This window comes from Moraxella canis (assembly GCF_034424565.1).
GTDB lineage: Bacteria > Pseudomonadota > Gammaproteobacteria > Pseudomonadales > Moraxellaceae > Moraxella > Moraxella canis.
Map to the genome: position 1 here is coordinate 1096869 of NZ_CP139961.1, position 20523 is coordinate 1117391.

13 protein-coding genes and 1 CRISPR repeat array (1 of these 14 cut by a window edge) are annotated in these 20523 nt (G+C 46.9%); of the genes, 7 read left to right on the forward strand and 6 right to left on the reverse strand.

Translation table 11 applies throughout. The features are described from left to right. Positions 1-38 precede the first annotated feature (38 nt). From thiC to U0021_RS04995, 3 genes are all read left to right on the forward strand, one after another. Positions 39-1907 carry a phosphomethylpyrimidine synthase ThiC gene (gene thiC, locus U0021_RS04985; RefSeq protein ID WP_327037419.1) on the forward strand — a complete coding sequence of 623 codons (1869 nt, stop codon included), beginning with the start codon at positions 39-41 and terminating at the stop codon, positions 1905-1907. 109 nt (positions 1908-2016) lie between these two features. After that, positions 2017-3855 (forward strand): ABC transporter ATP-binding protein, encoded by a 1839-nt coding sequence (locus U0021_RS04990; RefSeq protein ID WP_327037420.1) that lies wholly within the window; start codon positions 2017-2019, stop codon positions 3853-3855. 135 nt (positions 3856-3990) lie between these two features. Then, positions 3991-4365 carry a NirD/YgiW/YdeI family stress tolerance protein gene (locus tag U0021_RS04995; RefSeq protein WP_114801139.1) on the forward strand — a complete coding sequence of 125 codons (375 nt, stop codon included), beginning with the start codon at positions 3991-3993 and terminating at the stop codon, positions 4363-4365. A gap of 80 nt (positions 4366-4445) precedes the next feature. Here U0021_RS04995 and argH read toward each other — a convergent pair whose 3' ends face one another. Continuing rightward, positions 4446-5849, reverse strand: coding sequence for an argininosuccinate lyase (gene argH / locus U0021_RS05000; protein ID WP_114801138.1), 1404 nt, complete (start codon positions 5847-5849; stop codon positions 4446-4448). 226 nt (positions 5850-6075) lie between these two features. Here argH and hemC point away from each other — a divergent pair, with 226 nt between their 5' ends. The 3 genes from hemC to rlmB all read left to right on the forward strand — a co-directional run bounded on the left by hemC (position 6076) and on the right by rlmB (position 8725). Continuing rightward, positions 6076-7035 (forward strand): hydroxymethylbilane synthase, encoded by a 960-nt coding sequence (hemC, locus tag U0021_RS05005; protein WP_114801137.1) that lies wholly within the window; start codon positions 6076-6078, stop codon positions 7033-7035. Between the two features lie 3 nt (positions 7036-7038). Continuing rightward, positions 7039-7803, forward strand: a complete 765-nt coding sequence (locus U0021_RS05010; protein WP_114801136.1) for a uroporphyrinogen-III synthase — start codon at positions 7039-7041, stop codon at positions 7801-7803. Positions 7804-7867: 64 nt separating this feature from the next. Continuing rightward, the gene (rlmB, locus tag U0021_RS05015; protein ID WP_114801135.1) at positions 7868-8725 is read left to right on the forward strand and encodes a 23S rRNA (guanosine(2251)-2'-O)-methyltransferase RlmB; all 858 of its coding nucleotides are present in this window, start codon (positions 7868-7870) and stop codon (positions 8723-8725) included. Between the two features lie 83 nt (positions 8726-8808). On the opposite strand, the gene nqrM is transcribed toward rlmB, so the two are convergent. The 5 genes from nqrM to U0021_RS05040 form a co-directional block, all read right to left on the reverse strand. Next, positions 8809-9066 (reverse strand): (Na+)-NQR maturation NqrM, encoded by a 258-nt coding sequence (nqrM, locus tag U0021_RS05020; RefSeq protein ID WP_049238003.1) that lies wholly within the window; start codon positions 9064-9066, stop codon positions 8809-8811. A 154-nt stretch (positions 9067-9220) separates the two neighbouring features. After that, positions 9221-11128, reverse strand: a complete 1908-nt coding sequence (dnaK, locus tag U0021_RS05025; protein WP_114801134.1) for a molecular chaperone DnaK — start codon at positions 11126-11128, stop codon at positions 9221-9223. Positions 11129-11331: 203 nt separating this feature from the next. After that, entirely contained in the window at positions 11332-11856 is a 525-nt protein-coding gene (grpE, locus tag U0021_RS05030) for a nucleotide exchange factor GrpE (protein WP_114801133.1), read from the reverse strand. A 99-nt stretch (positions 11857-11955) separates the two neighbouring features. After that, positions 11956-12756, reverse strand: coding sequence for a TIGR03915 family putative DNA repair protein (locus U0021_RS05035; protein ID WP_162816842.1), 801 nt, complete (start codon positions 12754-12756; stop codon positions 11956-11958). A 14-nt stretch (positions 12757-12770) separates the two neighbouring features. Then, a complete protein-coding gene (locus U0021_RS05040; RefSeq protein ID WP_114801131.1) occupies positions 12771-14024 on the reverse strand; it encodes a putative DNA modification/repair radical SAM protein in 1254 nt (417 codons plus the stop codon). A gap of 380 nt (positions 14025-14404) precedes the next feature. On the opposite strand from U0021_RS05040, the gene U0021_RS05045 reads away from it, so the two are divergent. Next, positions 14405-15004 (forward strand): helix-turn-helix domain-containing protein, encoded by a 600-nt coding sequence (locus tag U0021_RS05045; protein ID WP_162816841.1) that lies wholly within the window; start codon positions 14405-14407, stop codon positions 15002-15004. Positions 15005-15015: 11 nt separating this feature from the next. Beyond that, positions 15016-20523: direct repeats of the CRISPR family, unit length 28 nt; unit sequence TTTCTAAGCGACCTATGCGGTCGTGAAG; it runs 4733 nt beyond the window's last position.

Below are 20523 nucleotides of genomic sequence, written 5' to 3' on the forward strand. Positions count from 1 at the left end.
TTAAATGGCTTGATTTGTAGCCAATTTAAGGACACATTATGAGCCAATCTGCCACGAATCTTGACCAAATCATCGCCCAACATGATGAAGACGCCAAAGATTTAACCCGTATCTTACCTGCATCACGCAAAGTGTATGTCCAAGGTTCACGAGCCGATATCCAAGTGCCCTTTCGTGAAATCAGCCTGACGGACACCCCCACAGGACTTGCCCAAGATGGACTTGAAAAAAACGAACCGATTTTGGTCTATGACACCTCGGGCGTTTATACCGACCCTGATGTCAAGATTGACCTAAACCAAGGCTTACCCAAACTACGCCAAGGCTGGATCAGCGAGCGTGATGACACCGAGCAATTAGACGGCTTGACCTCAGAGTTTGGGCGTGAAAGGCTCAAAGACATCCGCACCGAGACCATTCGCTTTGCACACATCACCAATCCACGCCGTGCCAAAACTGGCAAAAACGTTACCCAAATGCACTACGCACGCCAAGGCATCATCACCCCTGAAATGGAATACATCGCCATTCGTGAAAATCAGCGTCAGCGTGATGGCGTGGACATGCGTCAGCATCAAGGACAGAATTTTGGGGCGAATAATTTAACAGAGATTACCCCTGAATTTGTGCGTTCTGAGGTGGCGGCAGGACGTGCGATTATCCCTGCCAACATCAATCACCCTGAATGTGAGCCGATGATTATTGGGCGTAATTTTTTGGTCAAAATCAACGCCAACATCGGTAACTCCGCCCTAGGGTCTAGCATCGAAGAAGAAGTCGCTAAGATGACGTGGGCGACACGTTGGGGGGCGGATACCATTATGGATTTGTCCACCGGCAAAAATATCCATGAAACGCGTGAGTGGATTATCCGTAATTCACCTGTGCCGATTGGCACCGTGCCAATTTATCAAGCCCTTGAAAAAGTAGGCGGCGTGGCAGAAGATTTGACGTGGGAGATTTTTAAGGACACGCTCATTGAGCAAGCCGAGCAGGGCGTGGATTATTTTACCATTCATGCAGGGGTGCTACTTCGCTATGTACCGCTGACCGCGGGTCGCTTGACAGGCATCGTCAGCCGTGGTGGTTCTATCATGGCACAGTGGTGCTTGGCACATCATCAAGAAAACTTTTTGTACACGCATTTTGATGAGATTTGTCAAATCATGAAAGCGTATGATGTGTCATTTAGCTTAGGCGACGGACTGCGACCTGGCTGTATCCAAGATGCCAATGATGAAGCACAGTTTAGCGAGCTACGCACACTTGGTGAGCTGACCCAAAGAGCGTGGGAGCATGATGTGCAGGTGATGATTGAAGGACCTGGACACGTGCCGATGCACATGATTAAAGAAAACATGGATTTGCAGCTAGAAGTCTGTCAAGAAGCACCGTTTTATACGCTTGGTCCGCTCACCACCGACATCGCCCCTGGCTATGACCATATCACCAGTGCGATTGGGGCGGCGATGATTGGCTGGTATGGCACAGCGATGCTTTGCTATGTTACGCCAAAAGAGCATTTGGGTCTGCCTAATAAAAAAGACGTCAAAGACGGCATCATCACCTACAAAATCGCCGCCCACGCAGCCGACCTTGCCAAAGGGCACCCTGCCGCTCAGGTGCGTGATAATGCCCTGTCTAAGGCACGCTTTGAGTTTCGTTGGGAAGACCAGTTTAATTTGGCACTTGACCCAGACACCGCTCGCTCCATGCACGATGAGACCATGCCAAAAGAAGCCCATAAGTCGGCACACTTTTGCTCGATGTGTGGCCCGAAGTTTTGTTCCATGAAAATCACCCAAAATGTGCGTGATTATGCCAAGGGGCTAGACATAGAACAAGGCTTGGCGGAAATGAAAGCGAAATATAAAGAAGAAGGCAGTAAGCTGTATCACGAGGTGTGATCCTGCTGCATGCTTTGGCGCATTGTCAAGATGGCTTGTCGGATGGGTATTCGGCAAGCCATTATAATTCTGCTATAATGAATGACTTTATTCATAAAATTGGTCACTTATGTCGTTCTTTTCATATTTTGAAAAACGTTTAGAATCTTTTCCTAATATCAGCTTGCCTACCCATACCCATTCGTTGGCTTCTTTTATTTATGCCTGTACTTATGGCTATCGTGGTTGGCTTTTATTATTTACAGTGCTGACGGCGATTTCAGGGATTTATTGGGCATATGTCTATGCGTGGGTTGGGCAAATTGTTGATTGGCTCAATTTGTATTCTCCCAGTGAATTTTGGGCACAAAAAAAGTCAGATTTATTGATCATGCTGGCAATCAGCGCGTTCATTCCTTTGGTGCTTTTGTTTGAGACGACCGTTCAGCATCAGGTCCTACAAGGCGTGGTTCCCATGCGTCTGCGTTGGATTTTTCATCAGCATATGCTGGGTCAGTCGATGCAGTTTTATCAAGATGAATTCTCTGGTCGTGTGTCAGCCAAAGTGATGCAAACAGCGCTGGCGGTGCGTGATGTGGTGATGACGCTGATTGGCGTGTTTGTCTTTATCATCACATTTTTGATGGGTGCTGGCGCGGTTTTGACAGGCATTCATCCGCTGCTGATGGTGCCGTTTGTGTTTTGGGTGTTGGCGGTGGCTGGTTTGTTGGTGTTTTTATTACCAAGGCTGCAGCGCACCAGTCAAGCTCAGGCGGACGCGCGCGCTTTGATGACAGGACGGATCACTGATGCTTATGCCAATATCGGCACGGTGAAGCTATTTAGCCATTCACGCCGAGAGTCTGGCTATGCCAAGGAAGCCATGCAGCATTTTTTGGGTAAGGTTCATAGCCAAATGCGTCTCATCTCATTGCTTGAGATTTTGGTTTCTGTGATCGCGGTTTTGACGGTCTCAGGATCGGTTGCGATGAGCGTGTATTTGTGGATGTCTGGCGTGGTGGGCGCAGGCGCGGTGGCAGTTGCGGGAGCGCTTGCGATTCGCTTGCAGGGCTTGACGCACTGGGTACTTTGGGAGACGGCAAGTTTGTTTGAGCATCTGGGGACTGTCCAAGATGGCATGAAGACTTTGACCACGCCGCATCATGTGGTGGATGATCCCAATGCCAAAGAGTTTCACGTGAAACACGGTCAGATTGACTTTAGTCAGGTAGTCTTTAATTATGGCAAAAACAATCAAACCCATCCTTTGCTAGACGATTTTACCTTATCCATCAAAGCAGGCGAAAAAGTCGGATTGGTGGGTCGCTCAGGCGCAGGCAAGTCCACGCTGGTCAATTTGCTTTTGCGATTTTATGATGTTGATGGCGGCAAAATTTGCATCGATCATCAAGATATCAAAGCCATCACCCAAGAATCTTTGCGCCAAAATATCGGCATGGTCACCCAAGATACATCACTACTACATCGCACGGTGCGTGAAAACATCGCCTATGGTCGCCCAGATGCCACCGATGATGAGATCATCGCTGCCGCCAAAGCAGCGCATGCGTGGGACTTTATCCAGACCCTAAAAGACAAGCAGGGTAATACAGGGCTTGATACCCAGGTCGGCGAGCGCGGTGTCAAGCTGTCAGGTGGTCAGCGCCAGCGTATCGCCATCGCCCGCGTCATGCTCAAAAATGCGCCGATTTTATTGCTTGATGAAGCAACCAGTGCGCTAGACAGTGAAGTTGAACACGCCATCACCCAAAGTCTTGATGATATGATGGCAGGCAAAACCGTCATCGCCATCGCCCATCGATTATCGACCATCGCTTCGATGGATAGACTGGTGGTGATGGACGAAGGGCGTATTGTTGAGATGGGTAGTCATGATGAGCTGATCGCCAAAGACGGCGTGTATGCCTCGCTTTGGGCGCGCCAAAGCGGCGGGTTTTTGGCTGAATGATCTGATCTGCTCGTCTAAGATCGTTAAGATAACTTTAAACACACAGTTACAATACCACCGTTTTGCTTAAAATTTGCTTAAGATTTTTGTGGTTTAATAGCGTCAAATCTCGTTTTTATCTTATTTGGAGTATTTATGAAAATTCAACATATCGCTGTGGCAGCAGTGGCTGCAATTACTTTAAGTGCTTGCACTGCGCACGCCAACAACCAAACTCAAGCTACCAAAGCCCCCGCTGTGATGCCTACTGCCCAAAATAGCACCATCGCACAGGCTAAGACCTTTCGTGATGACACAAAAGTCGCTGTACAAGGTAAATTGACACGCTATGTCGGTGACGAAAAATTTGAGCTTCAAGACGGCACAGGTAGTATCATCGTTGAGATTGATGATGATTATTATCAAAATAATCCACAGTCTTTGGTGGGTAAAACTGTGATCATTCACGGTGAAATTGATCGTGATGACCGCCGCATTGAGATTGATGCCAAGCGCCTTCAAGTGCGTTAATTGAGTGAATTTGGCAATAATATCTTGAAACTAAAAATCCCATGCTGCACGGCATGGGATTTTTAGTTTAAATGGCTTTCTTAAGCGGTTTTGGTGGGATGGATGATCCGCTCACGACCGCGCTCAATCGCTGCCAAAACTTGATTGGGCGCGGTACCACCGATGTGGTCGCGTGCGCTCAACGACCCTTCAAGCGTCAAACATTCAAAGACATCGTCGCCGATGAGTGGGCTAAAGCTTTTTAGCTCATCTAGCGAAAGTTCGCTCAGATCCACGCCTTTTGAGACGCCAAGCCCAACTGCTTTACCGACCACTTCGTGCGCATCACGAAATGGCAAGCCTTTTTTGACCAAATAATCTGCCAAGTCGGTTGCTGTGGCGTAGCCTTTCATGGTCGCTGCACGCATATTATCGGCATTTGGGGTGATATTTGGCAGCATATCGGCAAAGGCAAGCAAGCTACCGCTTAAGGTGTCCACGCAGTCAAACAGCGGCTCTTTGTCTTCTTGATTGTCTTTATTGTAGGCAAGCGGCTGATTTTTCATGAGCGTCAGCAATGTGATGAGCTGCCCAAACACGCGCGCTGCCTTACCGCGTACCAATTCTGGGACATCGGGATTTTTCTTTTGGGGCATGATCGATGAGCCTGTGCAGAACCGATCAGGAATATGCACAAAGCCAAACTGAGCGCTCATCCATAAGATCAGCTCTTCGCTCATGCGCGATAAGTGCATCATCAAGATAGAGGCATTGGCAGTAAATTCGATGGCAAAATCACGATCAGACACCGCATCCAGTGAGTTTTGGCAAATGCCCTCAAAGCCAAGCAGACGCGCGGTGATGGTGCGATCAATCGGATAGGTAGTGCCTGCCAGTGCAGCAGATCCGAGCGGCATTTGATTAATACGGCGGCGCGTATCCACGAAACGCTCGCTATCACGCACCAGCATCTCAAACCATGCCATCACGTGGTGCCCAAAGCTGACAGGCTGAGCCGTCTGAAGATGGGTAAATCCAGGCATGATGGTGTGAGTGTGGTTGGCTGCCAAATCAAGCAGCCCAGCTTGTAGCTTGGCAAGTAGCCCCAAGATATTATCTGTCTCATCACGCAACCACAGGCGGATATCTGTAGCGACTTGATCATTGCGGCTGCGACCAGTGTGCAGCTTTTTGCCGACATCACCGATGAGCGCCGTCAAGCGACTTTCGATATTCATGTGAACATCTTCAAGCACCACCGACCACTCAAACTCGCCGTTGTCGATCTCGGCTTGAATTTGAGTAAGACCTTGAATGATTTGATCGGATTCGTCTTGGGTGATGATGCCGCACGCACCCAACATGGTGGCGTGGGCGATTGAGCCTTGGATGTCTTGGCGCGCCATGCGCTTATCAAAATTGACCGATGCGGTAAATTCCGCCACAAAACTGTCCGTCGCCTCTGAAAAACGACCACCCCACATACTTGAAGTTTGTTCGCTCATGGTGATTCCTTGTATGACTTTCAAATGATAAAAACGTGCCCAAAGTATACCATAATTTTGGGCAGCGCGTGATGGTGCTTTTGTATCAATTTTATAAAATAATTAATAAAAATATCTAATTAATAATAATCAGCACAAAGATCATCAATAAATCCATGGTAGGTGTTGGTATTTGGTCGCCAAATTTCTTATAATAGGTTAAATTTATCAAAGATTTGGATCAAATATGACCACACGTACCCTAACCATCGCCACACGCCAAAGCCCATTGGCGCTGTGGCAGGCAAATTTTATCAAAGCGAAACTTGAGCAATTATACCCATCGCTGTCAGTTGAGCTGCTTGAGATGGTCACCAAAGGCGATAAGATTTTGGACACGCCGCTTGCTAAAATTGGTGGTAAGGGGCTGTTTGTTAAGGAGCTTGAGCAGGCTTTGTATGATAAGCGCGCTGACATTGCGGTGCATTCGCTCAAAGATGTGCCGATGGTGTTGCCCGAAGGGCTGATGCTTGGGGCATATTGTGAGCGTCATGCGCCGACAGATGCGTTTGTGTCTAATCGTTTTGAGTGTTTGGATGATTTGCCCACAGGGGCAGTACTTGGCACATCCAGTTTGCGCCGCGAGTGTCAGCTGCGTCAGGCTAGACCTGATTTGGACATCAAAAGTCTGCGCGGCAATGTTGGCACTCGGCTAGGTAAATTAGATGCAGGAGAATATGACGCCATCATCTTGGCGACCAGTGGTCTTGAGCGCTTGGGTTTGCATGAGCGGATTCGTCATGAGCTTGATGATGAGCTGTCGCTGCCTGCGGTGGGTCAAGGGGCGCTTGCCATTGAGTGCCGTCAAGATGATGAAGAAATAAAGTCGCTGCTATCCCCACTGAACCATCCTAAGACGCGCCTGTGTGTGCTGGCTGAGCGTGCCATGAACCGCGCGCTTGAAGGCGGCTGTCAGGTGCCGATCGCAGGGTTTGCCGTGATTGAAGGTGGTGTACTGACCCTGCGCGGGCGCGTCGGCTCGGTGGATGGTAAAACTTTATTAAAAGCGCAGCAATCACTCACCTTGACCGGTGAAACTCAAATGGATGAAACAGCTGCCGAACAGCTTGGGGTGGACATTGCGCACGAGCTACTATCCCAAGGCGCGGATGATATCTTAAAACAAGTTTATCAAAACGCACACTAATCCATGATGCCCATGTTACTCATCAATACCCGACCTAAGCACCGCGGACAAGCCATTCGCCAAATGACGGATGTGACGGTCATTGATCTGCCGCTATTAGACATCCAGACGCTGCCCATGACACAAGCTGAAGCGTCGATGATGCGCGCATGGCTTGATCATCACTACGATGCGCTTGTGGTGACCAGTGTTGAGTCGGCGCGGCGTGCGCTTGAGTATTTGGATAATCTAAATGGTGGAAGTGATTGGCAACAAACACCACCTGATGCGCCCATCGTTGCTGTCGGCTCGGCGACTGCCAAAGTGCTGACTGATCGTGGAATACCTGTCATTTTACCAAAGATTGCTAATAATGAAGGCATGCTGGCTATGGCTGAGATCCAAGCGCTGACATCGGGCAGTAGGCTTTTGATTTGGCGGGGTGTTGGTGGGCGTAAGCTATTAAACGACACATTAAAAGCGCGGGGCGTTAAGATTGATGTTATTCGTTGGTATGAGCGATTCATCCCCGCAGATTTGGCGGATAATTTTCAACAAAATTTAACAACCATCAACGAAACAGCCGATATTTTTGTCATTATCAGCAGTGAGATGGCGTATCAAGCATGGCGGGGGCTTTTGCATCATCGGCGCTACCGCTATCTGGCATTGGGCGAGCGACTTAAAAATATCATCCGTGCTCATGAGCCTGACGCGATGGTTGATGAGCTTGTGACGCTTGAGCCTGATGAGATTCGCCAAGTCATTCACCAACATTCTTTAGCTTAACTCAAACCAAGCCATACCGATCTTACTGGTATGATAATCAATGTAACCACCCAAAGATACTATCATGAAAAAACACGGTCAAAAATCAGATCACCGCACCTTAAAATCTCACTCTAAAGAAAAGATAAATCAACCACCTCGTCAAACTAAGCCAGCCAAGCCCAAAAATCCTTATTTTTATGGCATCCACGCTGTCAGCATGCTGCTCAAACGCCGCCCTGAAGAGGTGCTAAGCTTATTTATTCAGATGCGCGATGATGGTCAAATGAGCGAAGAACACCGACGTATCGCAGCGTCTGCTGAGCAATTTGGCATCAGTATCCAAAGCGCTCAGCGCGAGCGCTTGACCGAGCTTTGTGACAGTCCGCAGCATCAAGGCGTTGTCGCTTTGGCGCGCCCTACGCCGATGGCAGATGAGGCGATACTAGATGAGCTTATGGACAAAGACGAGGCGCTGTTTTTGGTGCTTGATCAGATCACTGATGCCCATAATTTGGGTGCCTGCTTGCGTAGCGCTTGTGCGATGGGCGTAGATGCGGTGATCATTCCACGCCATCAATCTGCACCGATGACGCCGACGGTTGCGAAGGTTTCGGTGGGGGCTTCGGAGGTCATCAGCGTCATCAGTGTGACCAATTTGGCTCGCACCCTTGAGAAACTCAAAAAAGCAGGCGTGTTCGTATTTGGGACGGCGCTTGATGATACCGCCAAGCCAGCGTTTGAGTGCGACTTTGGGGGCAAGGTTGCCATCATCATGGGCTCAGAGGGCGAAGGTATGCGCAGATTGACGCAGACTTTGTGTGATACTTTGGTCTATATTCCTATGGCGCCGATCGCTGATCGTCCCCAAAGTCTGAATGTGAGCGTAGCGACAGGGATGATGCTGTATGAAGTGATGCGCCAAAGACAAGGATTTGGGTAGATGCCGCCTATTTGATGAGATAATCACCACCCAAATAAACTCAGTCAAATGATCATACATTTGACTGGTTTTATTGATGCTGTTTAAGCTTGTTTGGCGATTTTATTGAGTTTTTCGCGAGCTGTTTCATCAATCTTATCAATGTTGCTTTCGCACTTATTGGGATCATTACCACAAAATTGGCAATATTTATCACCCATCAAGGTCGCCACACCGCCACAAGAGCCTTTAAGCGGCTTTTTTTTGATGAGATAACCAACACCCATAAATAAGAAAAATAAAATAAAAATCCCAAAAGTCACAAAAAAGATGGGAATGAATTGATTTAAAATATCGCTCATGGCTTCTCCGTGCAATGAAGTAGCAAATTAATCAAATAAGTCATAGTATAACACTTTATTCAAAGTCGAATGTAATGATTTTGGGGCTTTTGTGTTGCCGGTTCAATAAAAATAGCCCATCTATGATGGGCTATTTTGGTGAAGCAATCAGCGATTATTTGTCTTTGACTTCGGTGAACTCAGCATCAACCACACCGTCATCGGCAGGATTGGCTTGTTCTGGCTGTGGCTCAGCACCTTGGGCACCTGCATCAGCGTAGATCTTTTGGCTGATTGGCAAGAATGCGTTATCTAGCGCTTCAAGTTTTGCCTTGATGTCATCGGCATCATCTTCTTTGGCAGCAGCTTCAAGCGCGCTGATAGCAGCTTCTACAGAAGCGGTATCTTCAGCCGTCACTTTGTCGCCAGCTTCTTTTAAGGCTTTTTGAACAGCGTGGATACGACCATCTGCTTCGTTGCGAGCGTTTGCAAGATTTGCAAATTTCTCATCTTCAGCAGCATTCGCTTCAGCGGTGCGAATCATCTCTTCGATTTCAGCTTCTGACAGACCTGAGTCTGCTTTGATCTGAATCGATTGTGATTTGCCAGTGCCTTTGTCTTTGGCGCTGATATTCATGATGCCGTCAGCGTTGATGTCAAAGGTGACTTCAATCTGTGGCACACCGCGTGGTGCCGGTGGAATGTCTGTCAAATCAAAGTTACCCAAAAGTTTGTTTTGGTTGGCGATTTTACGCTCACCTTGATAAACCTGGATAGATACCGCTGGCTGATTGTCCGCTGCTGTTGAGAACACTTGTGATTTTTTGGTTGGAATCATGGTGTTCTTCTCAATGATCGGTGTCATCACGCCGCCCATGGTTTCGATACCCAAAGTCAGCGGAGTCACGTCAAGCAGTAGAACGTCTTTTTTGTCGCCAGACAATACCGCACCTTGGATGGCAGCACCCATCGCAACGGCTTCATCAGGGTTAACGTCTTTACGCGGCTCTTTGCCAAAGAACTCTTGAACCTTTTGTTGGACCAATGGCATACGCGTCTGACCACCGACCAAAATTACATCATCGATGTCGCTTGCTGATAAGCCAGCATCTTCCAAAGCGGTTTTGCAAGGAATGATCGTGCGTGCGACCATCTCTTCAGTCAGGCTTTCAAGCTTGGCGCGGCTGATGGTAACAACCAAGTGTTTTGGACCTGTGGCATCAGCGGTGATGTAAGGTAAGTTCACTTCGGTAGATTGGCTGCTTGATAGCTCAATTTTGGCCTTTTCGGCAGCTTCTTTTAGGCGCTGCATCGCCAAGGCATCACCTTTTAGGTTAACGTCTTGATCTTTTTTGAACTCTTCAACCAAATAATCGATCAATGCCAAGTCAAAGTCTTCGCCGCCCAAGTGAGTGTCACCATTGGTCGCCAAAACTTCAAATTGCTGCTCGCCATCAACGTCAGCGATCTCAATGATAGACACGTCAAAAGTACCGCCGCCCAAGTCATAGACAGCAACTGTCTTATCGCCGCCTTTTTTGTCCATACCGTATGCCAGTGCAGCTGCGGTTGGCTCGTTGATGATACGCTTAACATCTAGACCTGCGATTTTACCAGCATCTTTGGTGGCTTGGCGCTGCGCATCGTTAAAGTAAGCAGGCACAGTGACAACCGCTTCGGTCACAGTTTCGCCAAGATAGTCTTCGGCGGTTTTTTTCATTTTACGCAACACTTCGGCGCTGATTTGTGGTGGCGCTTGTTTTTTGTCATTCACTTCTACCCATGCGTCGCCGTTGTCAGCTTTAACGATTTTAAAAGGTACTAGCGAGATGTCTTTTTGGACTTCTTTGTCTTCAAAACGACGACCGATCAAACGCTTAATGGCAAACAGCGTATTTTTTGGGTTAGTGACCGCTTGACGCTTAGCAGCTTGACCCACCAAAGTTTCACCGTCTTTAAATGCCACAATCGACGGCGTGGTACGCGCGCCTTCTGCGTTTTCGATGACTTTTACTTTATCGCCTTCAAGTACTGCCACACATGAGTTGGTTGTACCTAGGTCAATACCAATGACTTTAGCCATAATTTACTCCAGATTTAAAATTATTTTAATGTTGAAAATTGTTGGTGCTTAGCTCAGCTTTAAAGTTTAATTTAAAATCTTACCAAGCTTGAGTGTTATATTTGTTTTATTTTTGGCTTTTCAAGGGGATAGTCGAACTTTTTTCAAAAAATTTATTTTGTTTTAAGCCATTGAAATTATTCAATAAATCCCCAAGCTCCGAGCTACGCTCCGACCAGTACCATCGCAGGTCTTAAAGTGCGCTCGTTTAGGGTGTAGCCTTTTTGTAGGATTTGACCGATGATGTCTTTTTCGGCATCTGGGAAAATGCCTACCGCTTCATGAATCTCAGGGTTGAAGGCATCGCCGATGTTACCCACTACAGTCACGCCATTTTTTTCTAGCACGGTCAGTAAAGATTTTTGGGTCAGCTGTAGCCCTTCAAGCGTGGCGTCATCAGCACCCGCTTTGTGGCTGGCATCGATGGCGCGCTCAAGATTATCGACCACATCCAAAAGTTCTTTGGCAAACTTTTGTAGCGCAAATTTCTTGGCTTTATCGGTTTCTTGCTCCATGCGGCGTTGGGCGTTGTAGCTTTCGGCATTTGCGCGGGCAGCCGCTTCCTTGGCTTCTTTGACTTCACTTTCTAGCGCTTGGATTTGACTTTGAAGTGCCTCAACTTGATCGGCTGTCGTCGCCTCAGACGCGACCTCTTCTGTGACGGTTTGTTCGGTGGTTTGCTCGGTCATAATTACCCCAAAAAATTAACATAAATTCCCCATCTTCATAATGGTTAAGGATAAAATTTTCAAGGGATGGGCGTAAAAATATTCAATGATCAGACTAAGTTAGGGAATCTCAATGCCTTGTTTTTCGGTCAAAAAGCGCCAATAGCGCTTGGGCAGCTGCTGTACATGATGGCGGATATTCTTACGCTCCTCGATGCTGACATGTTTAAAATACACCTGCCAAAGCTTTTGGTATTTGGATTCAATATCACTATGAAAAACTTTGGGGGCGTGAATCATCTTTTGGTCGATATCGACAATCATCTCCAAAGACGGCTTGGCTTCTGCGCCGTTAAAGTAGATGCCATAGTGGCGATGCGCATCAAAAATCAGCCAATTTTGCTTGGCGAATCTGCGCCGAAAAAACTGCGCAATCAGCGGCAGGACATCAAAATCTGGAATGATCTTGGCAAAATACAAGTTGTCATCGCCATGCTCAAAGCGCACAAAAGCGCACATACGATGGCGCTCTCGGCGAACTTTTTGAACCAAATTTGAGACCAGTAGCGCATCTGGATCGCCCAGATTTGACAGCATGGCTTGTTTTGGACGCTTGATTTTTTGTTGAATTAAGCGGTATAAGCTGCTGTAGACTTGTTCGTTTTCGGATAAAAAAGCTGACAGAATCTCATTGAGCTCTTTTTTGCTGCACAGCGCTTGTAGCTTGGTCATCACTCGGACAGCTTTGGCAGGATCGGTCGGGCAGTCGATGACGGTCTGTAAAAAACTTGGCACATATCGGTGCTGATTGACAATATCAGCGCCCAAAAGCTTGAGCGCATAACCTTCAAACACAGCGCTCAAAAAGCCCTCAAAGCTGCCATCAAAACACAGCACAGTATCCATTGAGCTATCTATCATATCAAGCACCAATCTTAGCCAAATAAGTCAGGCTGATTGCTTGGCTTGAATTTACTGGTGGTTTGGTCAAGTACGATTTGGCGAAAATTCGCGCTGTCTAATTGATTCAAATAAGGATTTGGACTGGTGGTTGCCACAAAATAACGCGCGCGGTTCACCATGGCGCCAAGCTTTTTGAGATGGTCAAGGGTGATTTGGGTATGCCTGCGTGTTTTCATGATTTTTTTGGCGACCTTAACGCCGATGCCTGGCACTCGCAAAATCATCTCATAAGGCGCGGTCTGAATAAAGACTGGAAAATGCTCGCGATGACGAATTGCCCAAGCCAGTTTTGGGTCGCATTCTAAATCCAAAAACGGATTGTCTTTGGTGACGATCTCCTCAGGTGCAAATCCATAAAAGCGCATCAGCCAATCGGCTTGATACAGTCGATGCTCGCGCACAAACGGCACTGGCGTTGAGATGTCGGGCAGGCGACTGTCAGACAGCATCGGCACATAGCCTGAGTAGTACACACGCTTTAGGTCGTATTTTTGATAAAAATGGCTCGATAAGCGCACGATTTGGTGATCATTTTCGCCGGCGGCACCGATGATCAGCTGCGTGGATTGACCTGCAGGGGTATAACTGGGCGCGTGTTTGTGGTGTTTTTTACTGTCTTTAAATTCAATGATCTGCTCTTGGACAGTCTGCATCGGCGCTTTGATGGTTTCGTGGTCTTTTTCGGGCGCTAATAAGGCAAGCCCGGATTTGGTTGGGATTTCCATATTGACCGACAAACGATCGGCATAAAGACCCGCTTCTTTCATAAGCTCGGGAGAGGCGCCGGGAATGGTTTTTAGGTGAATGTAGCCAAAAAATTTATGCTCCTCGCGTAAAGTTTTGGCAACTTTGATCAGCCTTTCCATCGTGTGATCGGCAGATTTAAAAATCCCAGAGCTTAAAAACAGCCCCTCGATATAATTACGCCGGTAAAATTGCATGGTCAGCTCAACGACTTCTTCGACCGTAAAAGCCGCGCGCGGCGTGTCATTACTGCGTCTGGAGGTGCAATACGCGCAGTCATAGATACAATGATTGGTGAATAAAATTTTTAGTAAAGATACACATCTGCCATCTTCGGTGTAGCTGTGGCAAATGCCAGAAGCCGATGAGTTACCAAGCCCGCCTTGGTTTTTTCGTTTGCCACCGCTTGATGAGCAAGAAACATCGTACTTGGCAGCATCTGCCAAAATGGCTAATTTGTCTTGAATGCGCTCAAAATTCATTAATTTTCTCTTGGAAATCTGTCTTTTTAAACCGTTTAATCTTAATTGATAATTTAGGGATTTTAAGACCAAAAACAAGATTTTTGAGCCAAGTTTTACAAAAAGCCTATCAACTGTTAAATGGCTTAAATATCTTTGATGGCGTGGTATTGAAGTGCCCATTGGCTTTGGGTAATCTCTTAAAATAATCCGTTTTTAAGTAATTGGGGTGATGATAGTTTTTGTATTTAAAAGGCAATAAAAGCGACCTATGCGGTCGTGAAGCTCGATGAACGCCGTGAATTGCTCCAGTGGTGGGCAAATGAGGTGGATAATTGGCGAGGTGTGAAGAAATGATGTTTTGTGCTACAATCAAGCCAAATTATTTTTGGCCACACATTATGTACAGCATTAAAATTAACGGCAATACCATCAAGCAAACCGAAAAATCTAATGTTGCATGGTCTTTATATCGTGCGACAGCCAGACTTTTTGAAAATAAGCCAAATCATGTACAGCTATTTATTGATGAAGAGTTGTTGCACCAAAAGCCGAGCGGATTGATGCTGCTGGAGCACCCTGACGGCGCCGCAGTGAATGATGTCTTAATGACACTGGTCAAGACGCTTGATTTAAGCTTTCCGGAAGTCAAATCGCTGATTAAAGGTAGTGAGCTTGAGTTGTCCAGTAGCCGTATTGACGGCTGGTTTTATCCAAAGGATAACCGCCGTTTTGTGCAAATGTATAATGATGAGCTTGAGTATCTGATGCCAATTTTGACACACTACGCACAAGCCAAGTCGCAGCAGGCAAATCTTGGCTTTACGCCACAAGGTCTAAAAAGCATGAGATCGCAATTGGGGCTGACGCAGCAGCAAACCGCCGACATTGTTGGCGTGGCCGGCAATCGCCAAGTACGGCGCTGGGAAAACGGCGAACAGGATATGCCGACTGAGAAATGGCAGATTTTTTTAGATTTTTATCAAAAAAATCACCAATAATGCCTGCAATATTTCTAAGTAACCTATGCGGTCGTGAAGCGGATGATAAGGTGTTTTATCGTGCTCGTAACTTTCTAAGCGACCTGTGCGGTCGTGAAGGGCTTGAGAGAGTCTGTCAGATCATTTGGCATTTTCTAAGCGACCTATGCGGTCGTGAAAGCTAAGCGTTGGGCCAGATTGCACGCACCAGATTTCTAAGCGACCTATGCGGTCGTGAAGTAACTAACAGCTCAAGCGCACCTAGCGTTGGTTTTCTAAGCGACCTATGCGGTCGTGAAGTAACTAACAGCTCAAGCGCACCTAGCGTTGGTTTTCTAAGCGACCTATGCGGTCGTGAAGCCTGCCATTGGGCGGTGACAGGGGGTTATCGATTTCTAAGCGACCTATGCGGTCGTGAAGTATTTAAGCATTTAAACGCACTTAACTCAAAATTTCTAAGCGACCTATGCGGTCGTGAAGTGATGATTGACCCTTGGTTGATTGTGGCAGTGTTTCTAAGCGACCTATGCGGTCGTGAAGCCGTGTTGGCTAGTGCGTCAGCACACCGTCGTTTTCTAAGCGACCTATGCGGTCGTGAAGTTTATCTAAAAAAACATTAACCGCCCAAGACTTTTCTAAGCGACCTATGCGGTCGTGAAGTATTTGAAGTTTGGCATAGGTGAAAGCGGATTTTTCTAAGCGACCTATGCGGTCGTGAAGTGGTGGCGGATGGTGGCATTGGTGCAATGATGTTTCTAAGCGACCTATGCGGTCGTGAAGCGCATCATCATTTCTTATTGCTTGGTACTCAATTTCTAAGCGACCTATGCGGTCGTGAAGATTTAAGCGATATCAAAGGCGCAGACAGTCAGATTTCTAAGCGACCTATGCGGTCGTGAAGGATAGATCATTGTAGCATTGTCTGAGCGTTCTTTTCTAAGCGACCTATGCGGTCGTGAAGTCTTTCTTAGGGCATGGTGCGAAAATGCCACTTTTCTAAGCGACCTATGCGGTCGTGAAGGCACTCCAAAGGCTTCGGCATAGCGCCTAGAATTTTCTAAGCGACCTATGCGGTCGTGAAGCCCTACTTCGTTTACAAAGACTTCGTAAAAATTTTCTAAGCGACCTATGCGGTCGTGAAGATAGGCTTGGCGGGGGTCTTTGCTATTTTTTTTTCTAAGCGACCTATGCGGTCGTGAAGTCGATTTATCAAAACGACGTTTTAATATGGGATTTCTAAGCGACCTATGCGGTCGTGAAGAAAAAAGGGCGGTTTTATCTGCGTCTGTAAACTTTCTAAGCGACCTATGCGGTCGTGAAGTCTTTGTATTCAAAATTCTTGTGCCAGTCTTTTTTCTAAGCGACCTATGCGGTCGTGAAGAGTTACCCTTGCCACGCTCAACGGCATACATTTTTCTAAGCGACCTATGCGGTCGTGAAGCAAATTGAAGAAGCCAAAGCAAAGCTTGAAGATTTCTAAGCGACCTATGCGGTCGTGAAGACGCACAATTGCGAAACTGCGCTCATCATCTTTTTCTAAGCGACCTATGCGGTCGTGAAGTCAATCTCTGGCAGCCTGTGCGTGACATTCTATTTCTAAGCGACCTATGCGGTCGTGAAGAAACCTTGTATATGATTGTTGAGACACTCAATTTTCTAAGCGACCTATGCGGTCGTGAAGAACTAGTGACAGATGAATGGGGGGTTTCGGGGTTTCTAAGCGACCTATGCGGTCGTGAAGTTGGGCGGTTTTTTTTGGGGGGGATTGCAAAGTTTCTAAGCGACCTATGCGGTCGTGAAGGGCCATGTCCGAACCATTGAAGTCACCAGATCTTTCTAAGCGACCTATGCGGTCGTGAAGAAACGTATATCAGCATTACAGCCCCCTGCTAATTTCTAAGCGACCTATGCGGTCGTGAAGTTTTGGCAAGGGGTACATTAAACAAGCAGAATTTTCTAAGCGACCTATGCGGTCGTGAAGAGCGAGCAGGTCAATGATAGCGTAAAGCTCATTTTCTAAGCGACCTATGCGGTCGTGAAGCTATAAGAGTAACGCCCTTATAGGAACGCAAATTTCTAAGCGACCTATGCGGTCGTGAAGCTGGTTTTCTTTTTAGATTAAACAAAGCATTGTTTCTAAGCGACCTATGCGGTCGTGAAGACTCAATCATTACAGAAGCTTTTGTATTGATTTTTCTAAGCGACCTATGCGGTCGTGAAGGTTCCGCTACAATGGTCTATGATGAACGCACATTTCTAAGCGACCTATGCGGTCGTGAAGTAAATGCCGTTGCGTGGTTTATCAGGGTCATTTTTCTAAGCGACCTATGCGGTCGTGAAGAGCTCGCTTTCTACGACAAATGACACGGCTTTTTTCTAAGCGACCTATGCGGTCGTGAAGCCGACGCTAGATAAGGCGTTAAAAGTAATCATTTTCTAAGCGACCTATGCGGTCGTGAAGTTACGCTCTTTCAAGCTTAGCGCACCCTCGGTTTTCTAAGCGACCTATGCGGTCGTGAAGAATATTATCAAAATGATGGTGACTTTAAGAAATTTCTAAGCGACCTATGCGGTCGTGAAGTATTCTGCATATACCCACACACCGCCTTGCTTTTTCTAAGCGACCTATGCGGTCGTGAAGGTTTGTACGCAGGGGCATTTGCTGATGAAGACTTTCTAAGCGACCTATGCGGTCGTGAAGTAAATGCCGTTGCGTGGTTTATCAGGGTCATTTTTCTAAGCGACCTATGCGGTCGTGAAGTCGCAGTCAGCGAGAAATGGACCGACGATTATTTTCTAAGCGACCTATGCGGTCGTGAAGCCTTGAGTACTGATTTTTAACCGCCCCAAATATTTCTAAGCGACCTATGCGGTCGTGAAGAGCAATAACGCTTAGGCAACCCAAACCGCCAATTTCTAAGCGACCTATGCGGTCGTGAAGAGATGACATCCCCGTTACTGTCAAATTCATTATTTTCTAAGCGACCTATGCGGTCGTGAAGTAGTATGATCGCTCCGTCATCACCAACATAATTTTCTAAGCGACCTATGCGGTCGTGAAGATATTCATCCTCAAGCTGCGCCATCTCATCTTTTTCTAAGCGACCTATGCGGTCGTGAAGCGTTTGCAGCACAATACCAACCATGCCTTCAGTTTCTAAGCGACCTATGCGGTCGTGAAGACTATTGCCGTCTTTTAGCCCTGCTCGCCAAATTTCTAAGCGACCTATGCGGTCGTGAAGTTCGGGCTTTAGAAGTAACGCACGGGCGCAATTTTCTAAGCGACCTATGCGGTCGTGAAGGTCTGAAAGCCTTACAGATAAAGGCTTTGCGTTTTCTAAGCGACCTATGCGGTCGTGAAGCAATCACGGATTAACTTAAGGAGACAAAACATTTTCTAAGCGACCTATGCGGTCGTGAAGTATAATCGCGATCGTTCATGCTGCCACCTGTGTTTTCTAAGCGACCTATGCGGTCGTGAAGGTCTGAAAGCCTTACAGATAAAGGCTTTGCGTTTTCTAAGCGACCTATGCGGTCGTGAAGCAATCACGGATTAACTTAAGGAGACAAAACATTTTCTAAGCGACCTATGCGGTCGTGAAGTATAATCGCGATCGTTCATGCTGCCACCTGTGTTTTCTAAGCGACCTATGCGGTCGTGAAGTTGATAGATCTGATAGAAAAAAATTGACGGATTTTCTAAGCGACCTATGCGGTCGTGAAGGATTCGACACCATCAATTCTAGGGCTTTTTTTTCTAAGCGACCTATGCGGTCGTGAAGATTTACAGTAAGGACGGAGCAAAGATTGACGGTTTCTAAGCGACCTATGCGGTCGTGAAGAAGCGGGCATTAGCAATAAGTAAATTTTTATATTTCTAAGCGACCTATGCGGTCGTGAAGTCTTGCTCTGTATCGCCTGCGGTAATCATTTCTTTCTAAGCGACCTATGCGGTCGTGAAGCCCCTCAATTCCACTTCCCCTTTTTTTAAGACTTTCTAAGCGACCTATGCGGTCGTGAAGTTTATCTAAACACCAACACAACAAGGGTAAACTTTCTAAGCGACCTATGCGGTCGTGAAGTCGAGCAGCAGAAAGAATCTCAGAAGAATCGTTTTCTAAGCGACCTATGCGGTCGTGAAGAGATTAAACTTTCCTTGGACGTTGTCGTTGATTTTCTAAGCGACCTATGCGGTCGTGAAGAAGAGATAAAAAAAGCCACTGACGCACATACTTTTCTAAGCGACCTATGCGGTCGTGAAGTGATCACTTTGCTATAATCCGCTCGTCTGTCATTTCTAAGCGACCTATGCGGTCGTGAAGCCTATGGCAAATGGACGGTGTCGTTTGCATGGTTTCTAAGCGACCTATGCGGTCGTGAAGCCCCTTAGCTGGATCGTAAAGCTCACTTCAGCTTTCTAAGCGACCTATGCGGTCGTGAAGTGTCAAGGAAATTAAGATCGCATTAGATCTGGTTTCTAAGCGACCTATGCGGTCGTGAAGAAAGACGCGCGTTTTTGCCGATTTGCCAAATCGTTTCTAAGCGACCTATGCGGTCGTGAAGTAGGCGATACGCTATTCGCTCTGCGATATATTTTTCTAAGCGACCTATGCGGTCGTGAAGCTGGAGCCGACCATAGCACCCATGAGGGCGTATTTCTAAGCGACCTATGCGGTCGTGAAGAGCGTTAGTTAAGTAGTTTTTTGACTTACTCATTTCTAAGCGACCTATGCGGTCGTGAAGAGTACTAGCCCATTATCTGGCAAGCCATGCGCTTTCTAAGCGACCTATGCGGTCGTGAAGTTCAGCTTGACGCAGCGTATAAAAATGCAGATTTTCTAAGCGACCTATGCGGTCGTGAAGTTTTATCATCTGCTTGGTGGGTGCGATTTTGGTTTCTAAGCGACCTATGCGGTCGTGAAGTTTTAATTGATCAAAGGCATCTTTGGCGATTTTTTCTAAGCGACCTATGCGGTCGTGAAGATGATTTTTGGTGATTTTCTGCGATTTTATAATTTCTAAGCGACCTATGCGGTCGTGAAGTTTTAATTGATCAAAGGCATCTTTGGCGATTTTTTCTAAGCGACCTATGCGGTCGTGAAGATGATTTTTGGTGATTTTCTGCGATTTTATAATTTCTAAGCGACCTATGCGGTCGTGAAGACACACGTACACCGTTTCTAATGGTGTGCCTATTTCTAAGCGACCTATGCGGTCGTGAAGTGTTCTCAAAAACAACAAACATACCCGTTTTATTTCTAAGCGACCTATGCGGTCGTGAAGTCGAAAAAAGGCGCGTGGCAATGGGCAAGACATTTCTAAGCGACCTATGCGGTCGTGAAGGCGCAGGCGCTGGGCAACCAATGGCATCAAAATTTCTAAGCGACCTATGCGGTCGTGAAGATTCTAGTCATGGTTACCCAATGAATGATAATTTTCTAAGCGACCTATGCGGTCGTGAAGACCCACCGCCATTGCTTTGAGTTATCAGGCGGTTTCTAAGCGACCTATGCGGTCGTGAAGCTGATCGAATCGTATAG

Coding starts and splice junctions, on each gene's coding strand:
- nqrM (WP_049238003.1), bottom strand. CDS start 9,066: ATGAGCGATATTTTAAATCAATTCATTCCCATCTTTTTTGTGACTTTT.
- U0021_RS04990 (WP_327037420.1), top strand. CDS start 2,017: ATGTCGTTCTTTTCATATTTTGAAAAACGTTTAGAATCTTTTCCTAAT.
- grpE (WP_114801133.1), bottom strand. CDS start 11,856: ATGACCGAGCAAACCACCGAACAAACCGTCACAGAAGAGGTCGCGTCT.
- U0021_RS05045 (WP_162816841.1), top strand. CDS start 14,405: ATGTACAGCATTAAAATTAACGGCAATACCATCAAGCAAACCGAAAAA.
- dnaK (WP_114801134.1), bottom strand. CDS start 11,128: ATGGCTAAAGTCATTGGTATTGACCTAGGTACAACCAACTCATGTGTG.
- thiC (WP_327037419.1), top strand. CDS start 39: ATGAGCCAATCTGCCACGAATCTTGACCAAATCATCGCCCAACATGAT.
- U0021_RS05040 (WP_114801131.1), bottom strand. CDS start 14,024: ATGAATTTTGAGCGCATTCAAGACAAATTAGCCATTTTGGCAGATGCT.
- rlmB (WP_114801135.1), top strand. CDS start 7,868: ATGAAAAAACACGGTCAAAAATCAGATCACCGCACCTTAAAATCTCAC.
- U0021_RS04995 (WP_114801139.1), top strand. CDS start 3,991: ATGAAAATTCAACATATCGCTGTGGCAGCAGTGGCTGCAATTACTTTA.
- U0021_RS05035 (WP_162816842.1), bottom strand. CDS start 12,756: ATGATAGATAGCTCAATGGATACTGTGCTGTGTTTTGATGGCAGCTTT.
- hemC (WP_114801137.1), top strand. CDS start 6,076: ATGACCACACGTACCCTAACCATCGCCACACGCCAAAGCCCATTGGCG.
- U0021_RS05010 (WP_114801136.1), top strand. CDS start 7,039: ATGATGCCCATGTTACTCATCAATACCCGACCTAAGCACCGCGGACAA.
- argH (WP_114801138.1), bottom strand. CDS start 5,849: ATGAGCGAACAAACTTCAAGTATGTGGGGTGGTCGTTTTTCAGAGGCG.